At 57.0% G+C, this 15,638-nt stretch carries 14 protein-coding genes; 6 read left to right on the top strand and 8 right to left on the bottom strand.

Features of this window, described 5'->3' with window-relative positions:
- Window positions 1-23: 23 nt before the first annotated feature.
- The gene (locus B2590_RS04830) at window positions 24-308 is read right to left on the bottom strand and encodes a hypothetical protein (protein ID WP_007154450.1); all 285 of its coding nucleotides are present in this window, start codon (window positions 306-308) and stop codon (window positions 24-26) included.
- Window positions 309-507: 199 nt separating this feature from the next.
- On the bottom strand, window positions 508-1,737 hold the full coding sequence (gene serA, locus B2590_RS04825; protein WP_036209606.1) for a phosphoglycerate dehydrogenase: 1,230 nt from the start codon (window positions 1,735-1,737) through the stop codon (window positions 508-510).
- 180 nt (window positions 1,738-1,917) lie between these two features.
- Between serA and B2590_RS04820 the strand changes: the two genes are divergently transcribed.
- The 3 genes from B2590_RS04820 to B2590_RS04810 are packed head-to-tail and all read left to right on the top strand — an operon-like array spanning window position 1,918 to window position 4,585.
- The gene (locus B2590_RS04820) at window positions 1,918-3,321 is read left to right on the top strand and encodes an FAD-binding oxidoreductase (RefSeq protein ID WP_286847870.1); all 1,404 of its coding nucleotides are present in this window, start codon (window positions 1,918-1,920) and stop codon (window positions 3,319-3,321) included.
- A gap of 44 nt (window positions 3,322-3,365) precedes the next feature.
- Window positions 3,366-3,872, top strand: coding sequence for a DUF2244 domain-containing protein (locus B2590_RS04815; protein ID WP_286847869.1), 507 nt, complete (start codon window positions 3,366-3,368; stop codon window positions 3,870-3,872).
- A gap of 32 nt (window positions 3,873-3,904) precedes the next feature.
- Window positions 3,905-4,585: an SIR2 family NAD-dependent protein deacylase gene (locus B2590_RS04810; protein ID WP_041332385.1), complete on the top strand. Its 681-nt coding sequence runs from the start codon at window positions 3,905-3,907 to the stop codon at window positions 4,583-4,585.
- Here B2590_RS04810 and B2590_RS04805 read toward each other — a convergent pair.
- Together B2590_RS04805 and B2590_RS04800 are read right to left on the bottom strand one after the other, a co-directional pair.
- Window positions 4,580-5,887, bottom strand: coding sequence for an ABC1 kinase family protein (locus B2590_RS04805; protein WP_041332386.1), 1,308 nt, complete (start codon window positions 5,885-5,887; stop codon window positions 4,580-4,582). The two genes, B2590_RS04810 and B2590_RS04805, sit on opposite strands and share 6 nt — an antisense overlap.
- 62 nt (window positions 5,888-5,949) lie before the next feature.
- On the bottom strand, window positions 5,950-6,612 hold the full coding sequence (locus B2590_RS04800) for a fumarylacetoacetate hydrolase family protein (RefSeq protein WP_036209621.1): 663 nt from the start codon (window positions 6,610-6,612) through the stop codon (window positions 5,950-5,952).
- A gap of 48 nt (window positions 6,613-6,660) precedes the next feature.
- Here B2590_RS04800 and B2590_RS04795 point away from each other — a divergent pair, with 48 nt between their 5' ends.
- Both B2590_RS04795 and B2590_RS04790 read left to right on the top strand, forming a co-directional pair.
- Complete coding sequence (locus B2590_RS04795) at window positions 6,661-8,808, top strand: T6SS phospholipase effector Tle1-like catalytic domain-containing protein (protein WP_286810902.1); 2,148 nt, start codon at window positions 6,661-6,663, stop codon at window positions 8,806-8,808.
- Complete coding sequence (locus B2590_RS04790) at window positions 8,798-9,400, top strand: DUF2931 family protein (protein WP_286810901.1); 603 nt, start codon at window positions 8,798-8,800, stop codon at window positions 9,398-9,400. The genes B2590_RS04795 and B2590_RS04790 overlap by 11 nt, the downstream gene beginning before the upstream one ends.
- An 81-nt stretch (window positions 9,401-9,481) precedes the next feature.
- On the opposite strand, the gene B2590_RS04785 is transcribed toward B2590_RS04790, so the two are convergent.
- From B2590_RS04785 to B2590_RS04775, 3 genes are all read right to left on the bottom strand, one after another.
- Window positions 9,482-10,024 carry an adenine phosphoribosyltransferase gene (locus B2590_RS04785; protein WP_007154443.1) on the bottom strand — a complete coding sequence of 181 codons (543 nt, stop codon included), beginning with the start codon at window positions 10,022-10,024 and terminating at the stop codon, window positions 9,482-9,484.
- 27 nt (window positions 10,025-10,051) lie between these two features.
- Window positions 10,052-11,350, bottom strand: coding sequence for an NCS2 family permease (locus B2590_RS04780; RefSeq protein WP_036209628.1), 1,299 nt, complete (start codon window positions 11,348-11,350; stop codon window positions 10,052-10,054).
- Window positions 11,351-11,477: 127 nt separating this feature from the next.
- Window positions 11,478-12,098 (bottom strand): trimeric intracellular cation channel family protein, encoded by a 621-nt coding sequence (locus B2590_RS04775; protein WP_041332388.1) that lies wholly within the window; start codon window positions 12,096-12,098, stop codon window positions 11,478-11,480.
- 291 nt (window positions 12,099-12,389) lie between these two features.
- Here B2590_RS04775 and B2590_RS04770 point away from each other — a divergent pair, with 291 nt between their 5' ends.
- Window positions 12,390-13,370, top strand: a complete 981-nt coding sequence (locus B2590_RS04770) for an NADPH:quinone oxidoreductase family protein (RefSeq protein WP_286810900.1) — start codon at window positions 12,390-12,392, stop codon at window positions 13,368-13,370.
- Window positions 13,371-13,766: 396 nt separating this feature from the next.
- Here B2590_RS04770 and B2590_RS04765 read toward each other — a convergent pair whose 3' ends face one another.
- Complete coding sequence (locus tag B2590_RS04765; protein ID WP_286847867.1) at window positions 13,767-15,596, bottom strand: long-chain-acyl-CoA synthetase; 1,830 nt, start codon at window positions 15,594-15,596, stop codon at window positions 13,767-13,769.
- Window positions 15,597-15,638 lie beyond the last annotated feature (42 nt).

Here is a 15,638-nt window from a genome sequence, read left to right as displayed (position 1 = left end):
TAACTCCCCCTCCTACTCGATTCCTAGTTCTTTCCGCCGGGAAGCCACTCGTCAATCCTTGCCTTCAGGTCCCGCAACTGGTCTTCCCCTGAATCCCGGATCTCCGAAATCTTCTTGCGTGCTTCTTCGACGTGTTCTTCCAGCGCCTGAATGCGCTCGGAGAAATCTTTCTGGATTTCAGCCTCTGCCTGGTCGTCCTGGGCTTTTGCCATCCGTTCTTCAGCATCGGCCTGCAGGCTCTGGATCTGTTTGCTCCAGTACTCGGTCTGGGTTTCCAATTTTTTCTGCAATGACTCCTTCAGTGACATGGAATGCTCCTTGGAGTGAATGTTGGATGCAATGTTAAAGCGTTCACTTCCATCATGGCTGCATCTGATGACATCTCAAGGTCAACTGGCCTAAAAGAGGATTAATAAGAGGTCATGTGCGGGAGTTGGCCTGTTTGGCCATAAAAAAACCGGGACCTGTTGGCCCCGGCTTCTTTGTGGTGCTGAAACACCGTCTGGATCAGAACAGCACGCGGCAGCGGATGGTGCCTTTGACTTTCAGCAGTTTCTCAAGTGCCAACTCGCCGTACTCCTTGTCGACATCGATCACCACGTAACCAATGTCTTCCTTGGTTTGCAGGTACTGGCCACAGATGTTGATGCCGTTTTCCGAGAACACCTGGTTGATTTCCGACATCACGCCCGGCACGTTTTCGTGGATGTGCAGCAGGCGGTGCTGGTTCGGATGTGAGGGCAGGGCCACTTCCGGGAAGTTCACGGAAGAGACAGACGTGCCGTTGTCGCTGTACATCGCCAGCTTTTCTGCCACTTCGCGACCAATGTTTTCCTGTGCCTCAATGGTGGAGCCACCGACGTGCGGAGTCAGGATCACGTTGTCGAACTCGCGCAGTGGAGAGATGAACTCTTCATTGTTGGACTTGGGTTCAACGGGGAAGACATCAATGGCGGCGCCCAGGAGCTTGCCACTGCCCAAGGCATCGGCCAGGGCGTCAATGTCGACCACCGTGCCCCGGGAGGCGTTCATCAGGATGCTGCCCGGCTTCATCTGGGCAAACTGCTCGGCCTTGAACATGTACTTGGTGGACGGCGTTTCGGGAACGTGCAGGCTGATCACATCGCAGGTGTTGAGCAGCTCCTGCAGGGTGCCTACCTGGGTGGCATTGCCGATGGACAGTTTGGACACCACGTCGTAGAAGTACACGTCCATGCCCAGGCCTTCGGCCAGCACGCTGAACTGGGTGCCGATGTTGCCATAACCGATGATGCCGAGCTTCTTGCCACGGATTTCGTAGCTGTCCTTGGCGGACTTCAGCCATTCACCACGGTGGGCCTTGGCGTTTTTCTCAGGTACGCCGCGCAGCAACAGAATCGCCTGGGCCAGAACCAGCTCCGCCACACTGCGGGTGTTGGAGAAAGGTGCGTTGAAAACAGCGATACCGCGACGGGTGGCCGCCTGAAGGTCAACCTGGTTGGTGCCAATGCAGAAACAGCCCACCGCTACCAGCTTCTGGGCAGCGTCGAATACCTTCTCGGTCAGCTGGGTGCGTGAGCGGATACCCACGAAATGAGCGTCGGCGATTTTCTCCACCAGCTCGTCTTCGGCCAGTGAATGAGTCAGGAATTCGATGTTGGTATAGCCTGCGGCGTTCAGGGTATCAATGGCGGACTGGTGCACGCCTTCCAGCAGCAGGATGCGGATTTTGCTCTTTTCAAGAGACGTATTTGACATGGGCTTGCTTCCGAACCTTTCGTCACATGAAATGACCCGTGAGGACCGCTGTTGGCGGGCGGGCTCACAGAACAGGGGCGGTATGATACCATAAACGCAGATTTTCACAGCGCGTCGGACCACCTGAATCAACTCTGCCTACCGGCGCCCTGATTAACCCTTTGCGAGACCGGACTATCCATGAATCCTGAACAGATCGTTGCCTCCCTCAAAGCCCTGATGGAAGCGGGCCAGACCCCCGGAAAAGTGCTGACTGACGCGGCCGACCTGGAAAATTACGGCAAGGACTGGACGAAGATCTATCCACCCAAGCCCGTGGCCATTGTTTTGCCCAAGACGACGGAACAGGTGCAGGCGCTGGTGAGGTTTGCCAACGAGAACCAGGTGGCTCTGGTGCCTTCTGGTGGGCGCACCGGCCTGAGTGCCGGAGCCGTGGCGGCCAATGGTGAGGTTGTGGTGGCGTTTGACAACATGAACCAGATTCTGGACTTCAGCGCCAGCGACCGCACCGTGAAGTGTCAGGCCGGGGTAGTGACGGAACAACTGCAGACCTACGCCGAAGACAACGGCTTGTATTATCCCGTGGATTTCGCCTCGGCCGGTTCCAGCCAGCTTGGCGGCAACCTCTCCACCAACGCCGGTGGTATCAAGGTAATCCGCTACGGCATGAGCCGGGACTGGGTGGCTGGTCTGAAAGTGGTCACCGGCAAGGGGGATATCCTCGATCTGAACAAAGATCTGGCGAAGAACAACACCGGGTACGACCTGCGCCATCTGTTTATCGGCGCGGAAGGCACTCTCGGATTTATTACCGAGGCCACCATGAAGCTCTCTCGCAAGCCGGATAATCTGACCGTGCTGGTGCTGGGCCTGAACGACCTGACCAACACCATGGACGTGCTGCAGGCGTTCCAGAAGCAGATCGATCTGACCGCCTACGAGTTCTTCTCCCATCAGGCCATGGGGCATGTACTGGCCCATGGCCAGGTGCAGGCGCCGTTCGAAACCGAGGCGCCGTACTACGCGCTGCTGGAGTTTGAGGCGGTGTCCGACCAGGTGATGGACGATGCCATGGCGCTGTTCGAGCAGTGCGTGGAAAACGGCTGGGTGCTGGATGGCGTTATCAGCCAGAGTGAAACCCAGGCCCTGAACCTTTGGCAACTGCGGGAGCGCATTTCAGAGTCCATTGCACCGCGTACGCCGTATAAGAACGATATCTCTGTGGTGGTTTCCAAGGTGCCAGGGTTCCTGCAGGAAATCGACGCGGTGGTCACCGAGCACTACCCGGATTTCGAGATTATCTGGTTCGGCCACATCGGCGACGGCAACCTGCACCTGAACATCCTCAAACCGGAAGACATGGCCAAAGAGGATTTCTTTGAGAAGTGCCAGCAGGTGAACAAATGGGTCTTCGAGATTGTCGAACGTTATCAGGGCAGTGTGTCTGCCGAGCATGGTGTCGGCATGACCAAGAAACCCTATCTGGAGTACACGCGCAGCGCCGCTGAAATTGCCTACCTGAGGGGCATCAAGCAGGTGTTCGACCCCAAGGGTGTGATGAACCCCGGCAAGATTTTTGACTGAAGGCGTTCAGGCGATGCGGGTGGTGGCTCCTGGGAGCGACCTGAATGGTAGAGCAGCTTTCCGAGTGTGAAGGCGACTGTTTTCTCCTGACCCCCAACCGGTCCATGAACTGGCGGGGCAATATCCGCATTTGGCTTGCGGCTGTGTTGCTTTCGCTGGTTATTTCCACTGGCATGCTACTGGCCGGAGCATGGCCGGTATTGCCGTTCGCGGGTCTTGAGTTGACCGCATTGGCGGCGGCGTTCTACTACACCTCCCGTCAGTGCCAGAGGCGCGAAGTGCTCACGTTCGCACCGGAGCTGATCCGCCTGGAAAAAGGCCTGACCCAGAAGGAGCGGGAATGGGAGCTGCCCCGGCGCTACACCCGCGTATGGCAGGACATGCCACGCCATCCCTGGACTCCCCCAAAGCTTCACCTGCAGTTCCGGGGCGAGGAAATTTCCCTCGCACCCTTCCTCAATATCGATGACACCGAGGAACTGGTTGCTATCCTGGAGAGGCATGGGCTGAGGGTGGAAAAACGGCGCAGGCCGGAGAAGCTCTGGTTCTGAATACACTCATCTGACAATCAAAGTGTTGCTGTATGAAAGATCACATCGTTGTGCTCAGCGGCGCCGGTATGAGCGCCGAAAGCGGACTCTCCACGTTTCGCGATAATGGCGGCCTGTGGGAACAACACAGTGTCTATGATGTGGCGACGCCAGAAGCCTTTGCCCGAAACCAGGAACTGGTGCTGCGCTTCTACAACGAACGCCGGCGGCAGTTGAAGTCGGCACAACCAAATGACGCCCACCGCTTGCTGGCGGAACTGGAGCAGCATTACCGGGTAACGATCATTACCCAGAACGTGGACAACCTGCATGAGCGGGGCGGCTCCAGCAATGTTATACACCTGCACGGCGAACTCACCAAAGCCCGCAGTTCGACGCATCCGGAACTGATTTACGACATCGGATTCAACGACATACAGCCCGGAGACACCTGTGATCGCGGCTCCCAGCTTCGGCCGCACATCGTATGGTTCGGCGAGGAAGTGCCGATGATCGAGGCCGCAGCGGAGATCGTGCCCACCGCAGATCATCTGCTGATTGTGGGCACGTCCCTGCAAGTCTACCCCGCAGCCGGGCTGGTGGATCTGGTGAATTTCGATGTGCCGGTAACGGTCATCGATCCTGGTGAACCGGCGAGCCTTTCGAGGGCGAAGGTTATTCGCAAGGGCGCCGGTGAGGGCGTTGCGGAGTGGATGAAGGGGCTGGGGTTATAACGCCAGATACTCCTCGAGTTCTTCCCGAAATGCTGCTTGCACCCCCAAACGCTTCATCATCCAGTAATGGCCGGCAATCATTCGGTCAATGAAGATGCTCTCTACCGGCGGCTTGAAGTAGTCCAGGTACTTGAACACGGTGGTGGTTTTTGCAGCGACGTCCTTGTGCAACTCAGACTCGGCAAAGTCGTAGGGGGTGTCACTGTCAAAGGGCTGAATTAGAATGTCCCGCCACATGGCATAGTAGGCTTCGTCCACCGCCGGCTGTGATTCCACGCGAGCACCAAGGGCGATCAGGTGGCGATCCAGGGCGGCGTAATCCTCTTCCAGGGCGGAGACCAGGGCGTTGCGATAGGCCTCGACGATTTCCGGCTTCAGCTTTTTCACGCAACCAAAGTCATAAAGGATGATGGTGCCATCGGGCCGGTAGGCGAAATTGCCGGCGTGGGGGTCGCCATGGATGCACTGGTAGCGGAAAAGCTGGTCCGCCATCATGGTGAAGATGCGGTGCCCGATCAGGTTGATGGTGTTCTGATCGTATCTTGCGGGGGTTACCTCGCTGATATGGTCGCCTTCCACCAGCTCCATGGTCAGTACCCGCCGGGACGAGTGGCTGGCAAAGACGGTCGGGATCTCGATCCAGTCGTCACTGGCATGGAATGCCTGGAATTCCTTCAGGTTGCGGGCCTCGTTCTCGTAATCCAGTTCCTCTTTGAGCCGCACCCGGATTTCGCCGAACAGCTGGTCGACGTGCTCTTTCGGCATTTTCAGCAGGCCGCCCAGTTTCAGGGCCATTCGTAGCTGTTTCAGGTCGCTGTCGCAGGATTCGTCCACGCCGGGGTACTGAACCTTGACGATGACATCGGTGCCGTCGTGCAGGCGGGCCCGGTGAACCTGGCCGATGGACGCCGCCGCGTAGGGTTTTTCCTGCAGGTACTCGAACAGTTCTGACACCGGTTTGCCCAGTTCGCTCTCCACCTGACCGACAATCACCTCGAACGGCATGGGCGGGGCCTCTTTCTGAAGCCGCTCAAGGGCATCCGAGAATTCCCGGGGCAGAAAGTCCTGGGTCTGGGAGGCAATCTGGCCGACTTTCATGACCGCGCCCTTGAGCTCACCCAGGGTATCGACAATCTGGTCCGCCATGCGGGTATAGCTCTCGGAGCGAGCGCCCTCGTTATCTTCCTCACTGCGGAAGATCCGGCGCGCGCGCTGGCCAGCGTACTGTCCGGCCACGGACGCCGTCATGCCTGCCAGTCTGAAGAATCGTCCGCTGCGTGTGGTAACCGGTTTCTTTGCCATGCCTGTTATACGTCCTGAAGAGCCGATGGACCTGAGGAGGATCGCAATGTCCCTTGCCCAGCCTAGAGCACGGTGGTCTCCACAAACAAGGCGTCTTCCAGTTCCAGAGACAATATCTGGCCGGGTTCCAGGGGGCCAACGCCTTTTGGTGTACCGGTAAGAACCACATCGCCGGGCATCAGGGTGAATTGGGTGCTCATGTGGGCGATCAATGGCACGATCGGGTTCAGCATATCCCGGGTATCACCGGTTTGCTGGCGTTCGCGGTTGATGTCGAGGGTAAAGGTGAGATGGTCTCGGCGGAGGCGGTCGATACACACGAAGGGCGACAGGGGGCAGGCACCATCAAAGGCCTTGGCGCGTTCCCAGGGCTGGCCTTTCTCCTTGAGCCGGGATTGCACGTCTCGCAGCGTCAGGTCCAGCGCCAGGCCGTAGCCAAGGATAGCGGCTTCGGCGTCGCTGGCCGACGCATTGGTCAGCGGGCGGCCGATCAGCACGGCCAGCTCGGTTTCAAAATGAACCGCGCCCTGGTTGCGTGGGAAGTCCAGGGGGCGGGTGATGTGCACCGCGGAGGTTGCCGGTTTGATAAACAGCAGGGGCTCATCCGGAACCGGGTTGTTCAGCTCCCGGGCATGTTCCGCATAGTTACGACCGATGCAGACGATTTTGCCCAAGGGCAGGTTAACCGGTGTTCCGTCTTTCCAGTGGTGCTGATAGTCAGGCATGGCGCTTGTCTCCTTAGTACATGGCACGAGTCTAAACCGGAAACACTTTTGCTTGCACTAGCGGTCAAAGTTCTTTACGTTTTTGTTGCGCGGGGAACCAACGGACAGGTCCCCGGTGATACCAAAGCAACAGGGACCGTAATGCAACTCAAATTCCACGGAGACCTTACGGCACAGGACTTGCCGCTGATCGAATCTCCCTTTTTCGCGGCCAATAAGGCCATGTCCATCCTCACCGCTTTCTATTCCCATGAACGGGAAAGGCTCCGGCTTCCTGATAGCCTTTCCTGCCAAAGCCGTTCGCTGGTCAATTGGGCCGATGAAATCTGCTCCCGGATTTCCGCAGGCGAAATTCTTCTGGTCTACAGCCGGATCGAGCGAAATGAACTCTTTTCACCCTTGGTCTCATGGAACCCGGATGAGAATGGTGCCGGGCAAGGGCGCTGGCGCTATCGCAATTGCGGGGCGCACTGCGCCGGGATTGGTAACGCTGTTGCAGCGTTCAACCGATATGAAATTACTCCAGCGGATCTTGATCCAGCCATGGGTGTTGGCTCGCTTCCGGCGACTGGGTTTGAGACGGAGCTTCGCATTCAGCAGGCACAAAATCGCCAGCGTAGTGAACCTGCCGCACAATCATTTTCCGGAACACTGGGGACACAAGCCAATGTTGCATCTTTGTCTCCGGCAGAAAACCCGGCGACGGGCCGTGACAACCACAACGTTGAAGAGCCTCCGCTGGAAATTGTGGCTGGTCTTTTTACCGACGGTACGTTGAATAATGTCGACAATATTCAGGCATTTGAGCGACGTGTGGAGAGCGAGTGCCTTGAGCCTATGCGAAATGACCCAAGTAAGCGGGCCGAGTGCGAGGAGCGGCTTCGGCTGACGATGGGTGAGAGCTATGCTGGGGCGCCTACGAATGTGGCAAAGCTCTGGCGGTTGTACAGAGATTCTAGTCAGGATCGAATAGATGGACGACCGCTCATTCTAAAGGTCTATTCGGCTGGTGCAGGCACGAGGACTGGCGGTGATGATTCGATTATAGGGATGGCTACCGGGTTAGGGGAGACTGGTGTTCTCGATCAGGTGAAACGGCTATTTTCAGATTTAGCAGATCAGATTGCAGTAGTCGCCGGAGGACAGCCTAGATATCGAATTATCTTCGATCTGTTTGGTTTTAGTCGAGGAGCGGCGGCAGCTCGTCACGCTGCAAATCAGATTCTCAAAGGCACAGATGGTGAGCTGTCAAAAGCACTTCAACGCAGTGGGATTGCTTGGCCGGAAAAGGTCACTATTCGATTCGTTGGTCTGTTTGATACGGTCGCCGGAATTGTTAATCTGGCAAGCTTGGATCCTTCTCCTGGAAATGATCGAAGCAACCCCGTAGAACTGTTTCTCGATTCGAAAAAAGTAAATCATGCTCTACATTTGACGGCGATGCATGAGAAGAGGGCCAACTTTTCCCTCAGCAGTCTCCGTAATCCTGATGGGAGTCTACCCCGGAACTTCCGTGAGGTATCTCTGCCCGGCGCACATTCTGATGTTGGGGGAGGTTATGCCGATCGAGAAATCGAAGAAGTCCTTTTGTACCCGACTGTCAGTATTCGTGGTTCGGATACCAAGTGGCCCAGGCAAACTATGGAGTGGGATACTCTGGGCGAAATGCTCGGCCATTATGAAAGCGAAGGATGGATTGGCGAGTTCAGTCTGCCCCTGCCAGATAGCGCTGATCCAGAGTTAGCGATTGAGAGTCAGCGCCTTGATCATCCCGTTCCAGATGGCCAGGTGTTGCTCAGCCTGAAAATGAGGCGTTACCTTCTGGCTGACTATTCCCGCGTTGCATTGAAGATCATGTACGAAGAAGCGATCAAAGCGGGAGTGATGATGTACGAGTTGGATGAAAGCGATGTTGCGCTCAACTTTCCAGATGAGCTCAGGCCGGTATTTGAAAGAGTTCGGGATGCCGTTGCCGCTGGTAACGACTCTGTTGGGTTGGACTCATCACTGAGCAATCTGTTGCTTCAAAAGTACACTCATCATTCTGACCACTATAACCTTATGAGCTCTCTTGTGAGTGGTGAGACGTTTCAGTTTGAGTTTCCAATATCTCGTCTCCATCCGTTTCGCCCAACCTTACATAGGGAGCGAACCATCCACCCCAACCGCGAGCCGGAGACAAAAAATGATTCATAGGCTAACGCTGGTATTGTTTTGTTGCCTGTGGGTGGCCGGTTGTGGCACTGCGGCTATTTCTGAAGAGGGTGTTGCCTCATACTTCTGGGTCGCTGCTCCGATGCACTACGATGTATGGGTTGAGCATCTTGAGCTTGGGCGCTCAGCTAACTATAAATGGAATCAACCTCCGGGAGGTATATCTTGCTGCTGGCGGGGTCCGCAGGGACCAAAGGGTGTTGGTGGAAGGCTCGAACCCTTCCCAGACTATATCCGTATCCGATGGTTCTCATTTGCGGAGCAGAAATTCTATCAGCACTTGATGCATGTACCCCCTGGGTGGGGGGAAAAAATGCAGGAAAGGGCGCCCCACCACACCCATTTAAACGGAGTGGTTGAGAAGCGCAGGAACCGGTTGGTATTAGGCTTGGCGCCGGGTGGTCAGATCGTTGTCTGGCTTATGAGCCAAATAGGAAACGAGATTGAGGTCGAGCGTTTTCAGGCGAATGAGGTTGATGGTGACATCTCTACTTACCAAAAAAGAACAGAAGAGTACCGCGAAAGCAGCGGCACTCACCTGGAAACGCATGGAATTCCACTGGAAGGTTGGTAGCGATGCCCATTGTGCCTGCGCGGTGAATTCCCCGGAAACACGAGCAGGCACTGAGATAGCTATTTGTGGGCCGCCATGGATTCAGTCGCCCTCGAACGAACACACCGTATAAACCTTCAGCCCCTCTTCCTGCAGCTTGCGTGAGCCCCCCAGGTCGGGGAGGTCAATCATGGCAGCCACTTCGACGATGTCGGCGCCAATTCTGCGAATGAGCCGTGAGGCGGCCAGCATGGTGCCGCCGGTGGCGATCAGGTCGTCCACCAGCACCACGTTGTCGCCGGGCTTGAAGGCGTCCTTGTGCAGTTCCACCGAGGCGGTGCCGTACTCCAGTTCGTAGTCTTCCACCAGGGTATCGAACGGCAGCTTGCCTTTCTTGCGGATCAGTACCAGCGAGGCGTTCAGCTCATAGGCCAGGGCGGAGCCGATGATAAAACCACGGGCATCTACGGCGGCAACGGCATCAATATCGTGGCCGTGGTAGCGGTGAACGAAGGCATCAATCAGCTTGCGGAACGCGGTGCGGTCCTGGAGCACGGTGGTGATGTCGCGGAAGGCGACGCCTGGCTTGGGCCAGTCTGGCACGGTGCGAATGGCTTTCTTGATGCTTTCTGAAAAATAGTCCATAGCGTGTCCAAGCGCTGAAAGCGCAGCTTAGGCTGCGTCCAGGAAGATGAATTTCAGGATAAAGACCACGGCGATGATGACCACGCTGGGGTTCAGGTCCGACCAGCGGCCGCTCAAGGCCTTGAGGATGGCATAGGTAACGAAGCCCAGGGCAATGCCGTTGGCGATCGAGAAGGTCAGCGGCATCATCAGGGCGGTTACCACTGCCGGTGCGGCTTCGGTGACGTCGTCCCATTCGATCAGCTTCAGGCCGCTGGCCATCAGCACCGCGACATAAAGAAGCGCCGGAGCGGTGGCGTAAGCCGGAATAATACTGGCAATGGGCGAGAGCAGCAGGCACGCCATGAACAGCGCCGCGACGACCACAGCGGTCAGGCCGGTGCGGCCACCGGCGGAGATACCGGCGGTGGATTCGATGTAGCTGGTGGTGGTGGAGGTGCCGAGGGCAGCGCCGGACATGGTGGCTACGGAATCGGACATCAGCGCACGGCCCAGCCGTGGCAGTTTGCCGTCCTTGTCCAGCAGGCCACCGCGCTGGGCGGCGCCGATGAGGGTGCCGGAGGTGTCAAACAGGTCTACAAACAGAAAGGCGAAAATCACGCTGATCATGCCAATGTTCAGCGCCCCTGCGAGGTCCAGCTGCATGAAGGTCGGCGCCAGACTTGGGGGCGCGGACGCAAAACCATCGTACTCCACCATGCCCAGCCCCATGGCTGCTGCTGTCACGGCAATGATCCCGATCATCACCGCACCGGTGATCTTGCGGAAGGACAAAGCACAGATCAGCACGAAACCGCCGAAGAACAACAGGCTCTCGGCCACTTTTACGTCACCCAGACCAACCAGGGTGGCGGGGTTATCAATCACGATGCCGGCATTTTTCAGCGCGATGAGCGCCAGAAAGAAGCCAATGCCGGCGGAGATGCCGAAACGCAGGGACATGGGAATGCTGTTGATGATCCATTCCCGGACTTTGAAGATACTCAGCAGGAAGAAGATAAAGCCGGAAATGAAGACAGCACCCAAGGCCACCTGCCAGCTATAGCCCATGCCGCCAACAACGGTGAACGAGAAGAACGCGTTCAGGCCCATGCCCGGCGCCAGCGCGATCGGGTAGTTGGCCCAGAGCCCCATGATCAGGGTGCCAATGGTGGCCGCCAGGCAGGTCGCCACGAATACCGCGCCGAAGTCCATGCCGGTAGCGGAGAGAATGCTGGGATTGACCACGATGATGTAAGCCATAGTCAGGAAGGTGGTAAAGCCCGCAAGTACCTCTTTGCGAACTGTGGTGCCATTAGCCTGGAGCTTGAATAGTCGTTCTAGCATGACGTATGCCTGCCTTACAGGGTGCTGAATGGGGGTTGAATGAACCGGTTTCAGGAATTGGGTGAAAAAACGGCAATGTTACCGGCTGGAGGCGAGAACGCCAAGGGACGATTGATCATCGGTAGCCTCATTGCACTGTTCGTCTGTCCCGCTGGAGGCGGATGTCGAAGCGCACAGCCAGCAGTCGGGTGATGAAAATAAACAAGAGGCCAATGGTCATGGCCAGGGATTCGCTCTCCAGCAGCCATTGGCAAACAAAGTATAGCCAACAGCCGGCGAAGGATATGGACGCGTAGATCTGGTCTTTGCGGAAAATCAACGGCACCTCATTGCAAAAGGTGTCGCGCAGGGCACCACCAAAAGTACCGGTCATCACGCCCAGTAGTGACGCCACAAACCAGGAGTGGCCCAGGTCCAGAGCCAACTGCGCGCCGAGGATTGTGAAAACACCCAGGCCGAGGGCATCAGGAAGCAGGATGCGCGATTCGCGGATACGCTCGACACGGTGCCAGTAGCTGAACACAACGGCCATGCAGAGGATCAGGATAGGTTGCTCCTGATGCTTGATCCAGTACAACGGGTGATTATCCATCATCAGGTCACGAAGGGTTCCTCCCCCCAGGGCGGTCACGAAGCCGATGGTGAAAACGCCCACCGGGTCCATGTTCTTGGATCGGGCGATCAACATGCCGGAGATCGCAAAGGCAATCACACCGGTCATTTCCAGCACGTAAATTATGTCAAACATCTCTGGCCCTAAGCCGCGTATTGCGAGCGCTGTGATCCGTTCCCGCTTTTTGAAGCGTGTTTGAGGCATATCTTGAAGCTGTTACGCGTATTGAGCAATGACTATGTCTCTGATTCGTCTGGCCTATGCCAGAGAGTCATTTTTCCGATCAGAATAAGTCCAGCTAATCCGGAGAGATTAGATTTCTTTATTTGCTTCATGATCCGACTCTGTTTAGGTTGATAACCATCCATTGATGTTGTCCTCTATCGACCGTCCAAATATCGACTGTCCTACAACGGAGTCACGAATATGAGAGCGATCCTCTGCAAGGAATACGGCCCGGCGGAGACGCTGGTGATTGAAGACGTCACCAGCCCCGTCGTGAAAGGTCACGGGGTCAAGGTGCGCGTTAAGGCTGCCGGCCTGAACTTCCCGGATACCCTGATCATTGAAGGCAAGTACCAGCTCAAGCCCACCATGCCGTTTTCTCCCGGTGGAGAGATGTCTGGCGAGGTAATTGAAATCGGCGAGAAAGTCACTCGCTTCAAGCCGGGTGACCGGGTTGCCGGCCTCACCGGCTACGGTGCCTTTGCCGAAGAGGTGGTCGTCCCGGAGCAGAACATCCTGCCCATTCCCGAGTCCATGTCCGACGAAAAAGCGGCTGCTTTTTCCATGGTCTATGGCACCTCGTATTACGCTCTCAAGCAACGCGCCAATATCCAGCCGGGGGAAACTCTGTTGGTGTTGGGTGCCAGCGGCGGTGTTGGCCTGGCAACGGTGGAACTGGGTAAAGCCATGGGCGCCCATGTGATTGCGGCAGCCAGTACGGCAGAGAAGCTGGCGGTGGCGAAAGAGGCCGGTGCCGACGAGCTGATCAACTACACCGAAGAGCCGTTGAAAGACGCGGTTAAACGCCTGACCAACAGTAAGGGCGTGGATGTGATCTACGATCCGGTCGGCGGTGATTTTACGGAGCAGGCGTTGCGCGCCATGGCCTGGAACGGCCGTCACCTGATCATCGGCTTCGCGGCTGGAGATATCCCCAAGATTCCGGCGAACCTGACGCTGCTGAAGGGTTGTTCGGTGGTCGGTGTGTTCTGGGGCAGCTTTACCCAGCGTGAGCCGCAGAACAGCGCCCAGAACATGATGGAGCTGCTGAAGCTGTTCTCCGAAGGCAAGATTAATCCGCGAATCAGTGAAGTCTATGACTTCGAGGATTACGAGAAGGCCCTTGGGGCGCTGACCGGTCGGGCTGCTACCGGGAAGGTTGTCCTTAAGGTCGGTTCTTAAGGCCTGGTTTGGTGCTGGCCTCTGAATCTAGCCTGATGGTTCAGGTGATTGGCCATGGCTGACAGGGACTCCCCAAAAACGCTAAGAGCACATCCATGTGCGCTTGACTCCGGCCGTCCCTGGCCGGAGACATTTTGGGGAGCCCCTGTCAGCCAAGGCCTGCGGACCTTGGGAATATATCGGTACATTGTGAAACCGTAGAGCGGTACCTTCCATGATTTGACAGCACCGGTGGGAGCCCCCTCCCAAAAATGTGCGGAGCCATGGATGGCGGAGCCCAAGCGCACATGGATGTGCTCGTAGCGTTTTTTGGGAGGGGGTTCCCACTGGTGCAGCCCCCAAAGCCAAACAGGCTAGGGCCAAGATACACAGGCACCACCATAGGCCCAGGAAAACTCAAAACCGGACAGCACCCGAATCAATCTGGGCAACCAGCTCAGGAGTCAACCGGGTATAACCATCTGTCCCGGGTAACCAGGCGTAAACCTCCTCCCCCGGTTTGTCGATGGAATAACCGGCTTTCTGGATGTCCACCTTGCGGTACTTGAAGGTCCCCGTTTTCTCGATGGCACCGGTTACCCGAACAAACACCGGAATCGCATAGGGCGGCAGGTTGTCGCTCAGGTACCGGAACAGTCGGTTCACATCAAATGCCTGGCCATTGGCGTGGGGAACCAGCGTTACCATGCCGGCCTTGCCGTTGGTGCCCGGAATCTCCACCCCATAGACAATGGCTTCCTCCACCATATTGGAACCGTCGATGATGTTCTCCACCTCAGTGGTGGATACGTTTTCCCCTTTCCAACGAAAAGTGTCGCCCATACGGTCCACGAACTGCAGGTGGCCGCAGCCGATTTCTTTTAGCACGTCACCGGTGTTGAACCACTGGTCGCCTTTCTTGAAGGCGTCCCGCAGGATCGATTTTTCCGTGGCGTCTTTCTGGGTATAGCCCTCGAAGGACCATTTCTTGGTGATCTCACCGATCAACAGCCCCGGTTCGCCCTTTTCGACTTCCTGCATGAATCCGCTGTCGTTCCGAACCGGGTCGCGGGTGCCGTCGTGGAATTTGACCAGTTTGTAGGGGGCGGTGGAAAAGCCAACGGTGTTGTCCAGGTTGAAGAAATTGCTGAAGCCGATGTTGCCCTCGCTGGAGGCATAGAGTTCCGCCACGGTTTCGATGCCAAAGCGTCCCTTGAACTCCTTCCAGATGGACGGGCGCAGGCCGTTGCCGATCATCTTGGTGAGGTTGTGATTGCGGTCCTGTTCGCTGGGGGGCTGATTCAGCAGGTAACGGCAGAGTTCGCCCACGTAGCCGAAGGTGGTTGCCTGGAAATACCGCACGTCGTCCCAGAACGCGCTGGCGGAGAATTTTCGACGCAGGGCAATGGCAGAGCCACCGGCCATCACGGATCCCCAGCACACCAGCAAGGCGGTGCCGTGGTACAGCGGAAGGGTGCAGTAAAGGACATCGTCCGGTTTCATGTCCAGGGACATCATGCCGAACCCGCCGTAGGCTTTCATGAACTTGCGGTGGCTGCCCGGCGCCGCCTTGGGTAAGCCAGTGGTGCCGGAGGTGAACAGGTAGATGGCGGTGTCACCCATAGTGGGCGGATCGGCCGGCTTGGGGGCCGTATTCCGATGGGCGCTGACCGTTGCCGCCATGTTCACATAGCCCTCCGGTGCATCGCCGAAGATGTTCATGGTGTTGGTATCGGCCAGGAACAGGAATGGGTTGGGGTGGCTGGTCCTGATATCGGCTTTCACGCCGTCAAAGGCTTCCACCAGTTCCTCGCCCACAACGACCATTTTAGGACTGACCAGATTGATGCTGTGTTCCAGTACGCGTCCCTTCTGGGAGGTGTTGAGCATGGCACAGGCCACGCCCACCTTGGCGGCACCGGCGACCACGGCGAGCAGCTCCGGGCGGTTTTCCAGGAATACGGCGATGGTATCGCCCCGGATAAGGCCCTCTGTCTTCAGGAAACCGGCAATGCGGTTGGCCCAACCGTTGAATTCCCGCCAGGTAATGCTGCGGTCTTCGAACAGGATGGCCGGGCGGTGTCCGTATTTTTCGGCGTTGCGGTCCACCAGGGTGCCAAGGGTCAGGTCCTTGTTCTCGTTTTTGACCGAGTAGTAGTAATAGCCCTTGGCAATGGCGGGAAATCGCCGGAGTATGCCCGGCAGGCTGCGAGCAATGTCACGTGGGGATACGTTGTCCTGGGTCATAGGGTCATCCGTCAGGGTCAGTGTGAAACGTTGTTGTTTGTT

This window comes from Marinobacter sp. UBA3604 (genome assembly GCF_002375325.1).
GTDB lineage: Bacteria > Pseudomonadota > Gammaproteobacteria > Pseudomonadales > Oleiphilaceae > Marinobacter > Marinobacter salarius.
Note: the sequence above shows the minus strand (reverse complement) of the source record. Positions and strands in the feature narration are given on the sequence as shown.

Coding starts and splice junctions, on each gene's coding strand:
- B2590_RS04830 (WP_007154450.1), bottom strand. CDS start 308: ATGTCACTGAAGGAGTCATTGCAGAAAAAATTGGAAACCCAGACCGAG.
- serA (WP_036209606.1), bottom strand. CDS start 1,737: ATGTCAAATACGTCTCTTGAAAAGAGCAAAATCCGCATCCTGCTGCTG.
- B2590_RS04820 (WP_286847870.1), top strand. CDS start 1,918: ATGAATCCTGAACAGATCGTTGCCTCCCTCAAAGCCCTGATGGAAGCG.
- B2590_RS04815 (WP_286847869.1), top strand. CDS start 3,366: ATGGTAGAGCAGCTTTCCGAGTGTGAAGGCGACTGTTTTCTCCTGACC.
- B2590_RS04810 (WP_041332385.1), top strand. CDS start 3,905: ATGAAAGATCACATCGTTGTGCTCAGCGGCGCCGGTATGAGCGCCGAA.
- B2590_RS04805 (WP_041332386.1), bottom strand. CDS start 5,887: ATGGCAAAGAAACCGGTTACCACACGCAGCGGACGATTCTTCAGACTG.
- B2590_RS04800 (WP_036209621.1), bottom strand. CDS start 6,612: ATGCCTGACTATCAGCACCACTGGAAAGACGGAACACCGGTTAACCTG.
- B2590_RS04790 (WP_286810901.1), top strand. CDS start 8,798: ATGATTCATAGGCTAACGCTGGTATTGTTTTGTTGCCTGTGGGTGGCC.
- B2590_RS04785 (WP_007154443.1), bottom strand. CDS start 10,024: ATGGACTATTTTTCAGAAAGCATCAAGAAAGCCATTCGCACCGTGCCA.
- B2590_RS04780 (WP_036209628.1), bottom strand. CDS start 11,350: ATGCTAGAACGACTATTCAAGCTCCAGGCTAATGGCACCACAGTTCGC.
- B2590_RS04775 (WP_041332388.1), bottom strand. CDS start 12,098: ATGTTTGACATAATTTACGTGCTGGAAATGACCGGTGTGATTGCCTTT.
- B2590_RS04770 (WP_286810900.1), top strand. CDS start 12,390: ATGAGAGCGATCCTCTGCAAGGAATACGGCCCGGCGGAGACGCTGGTG.
- B2590_RS04765 (WP_286847867.1), bottom strand. CDS start 15,596: ATGACCCAGGACAACGTATCCCCACGTGACATTGCTCGCAGCCTGCCG.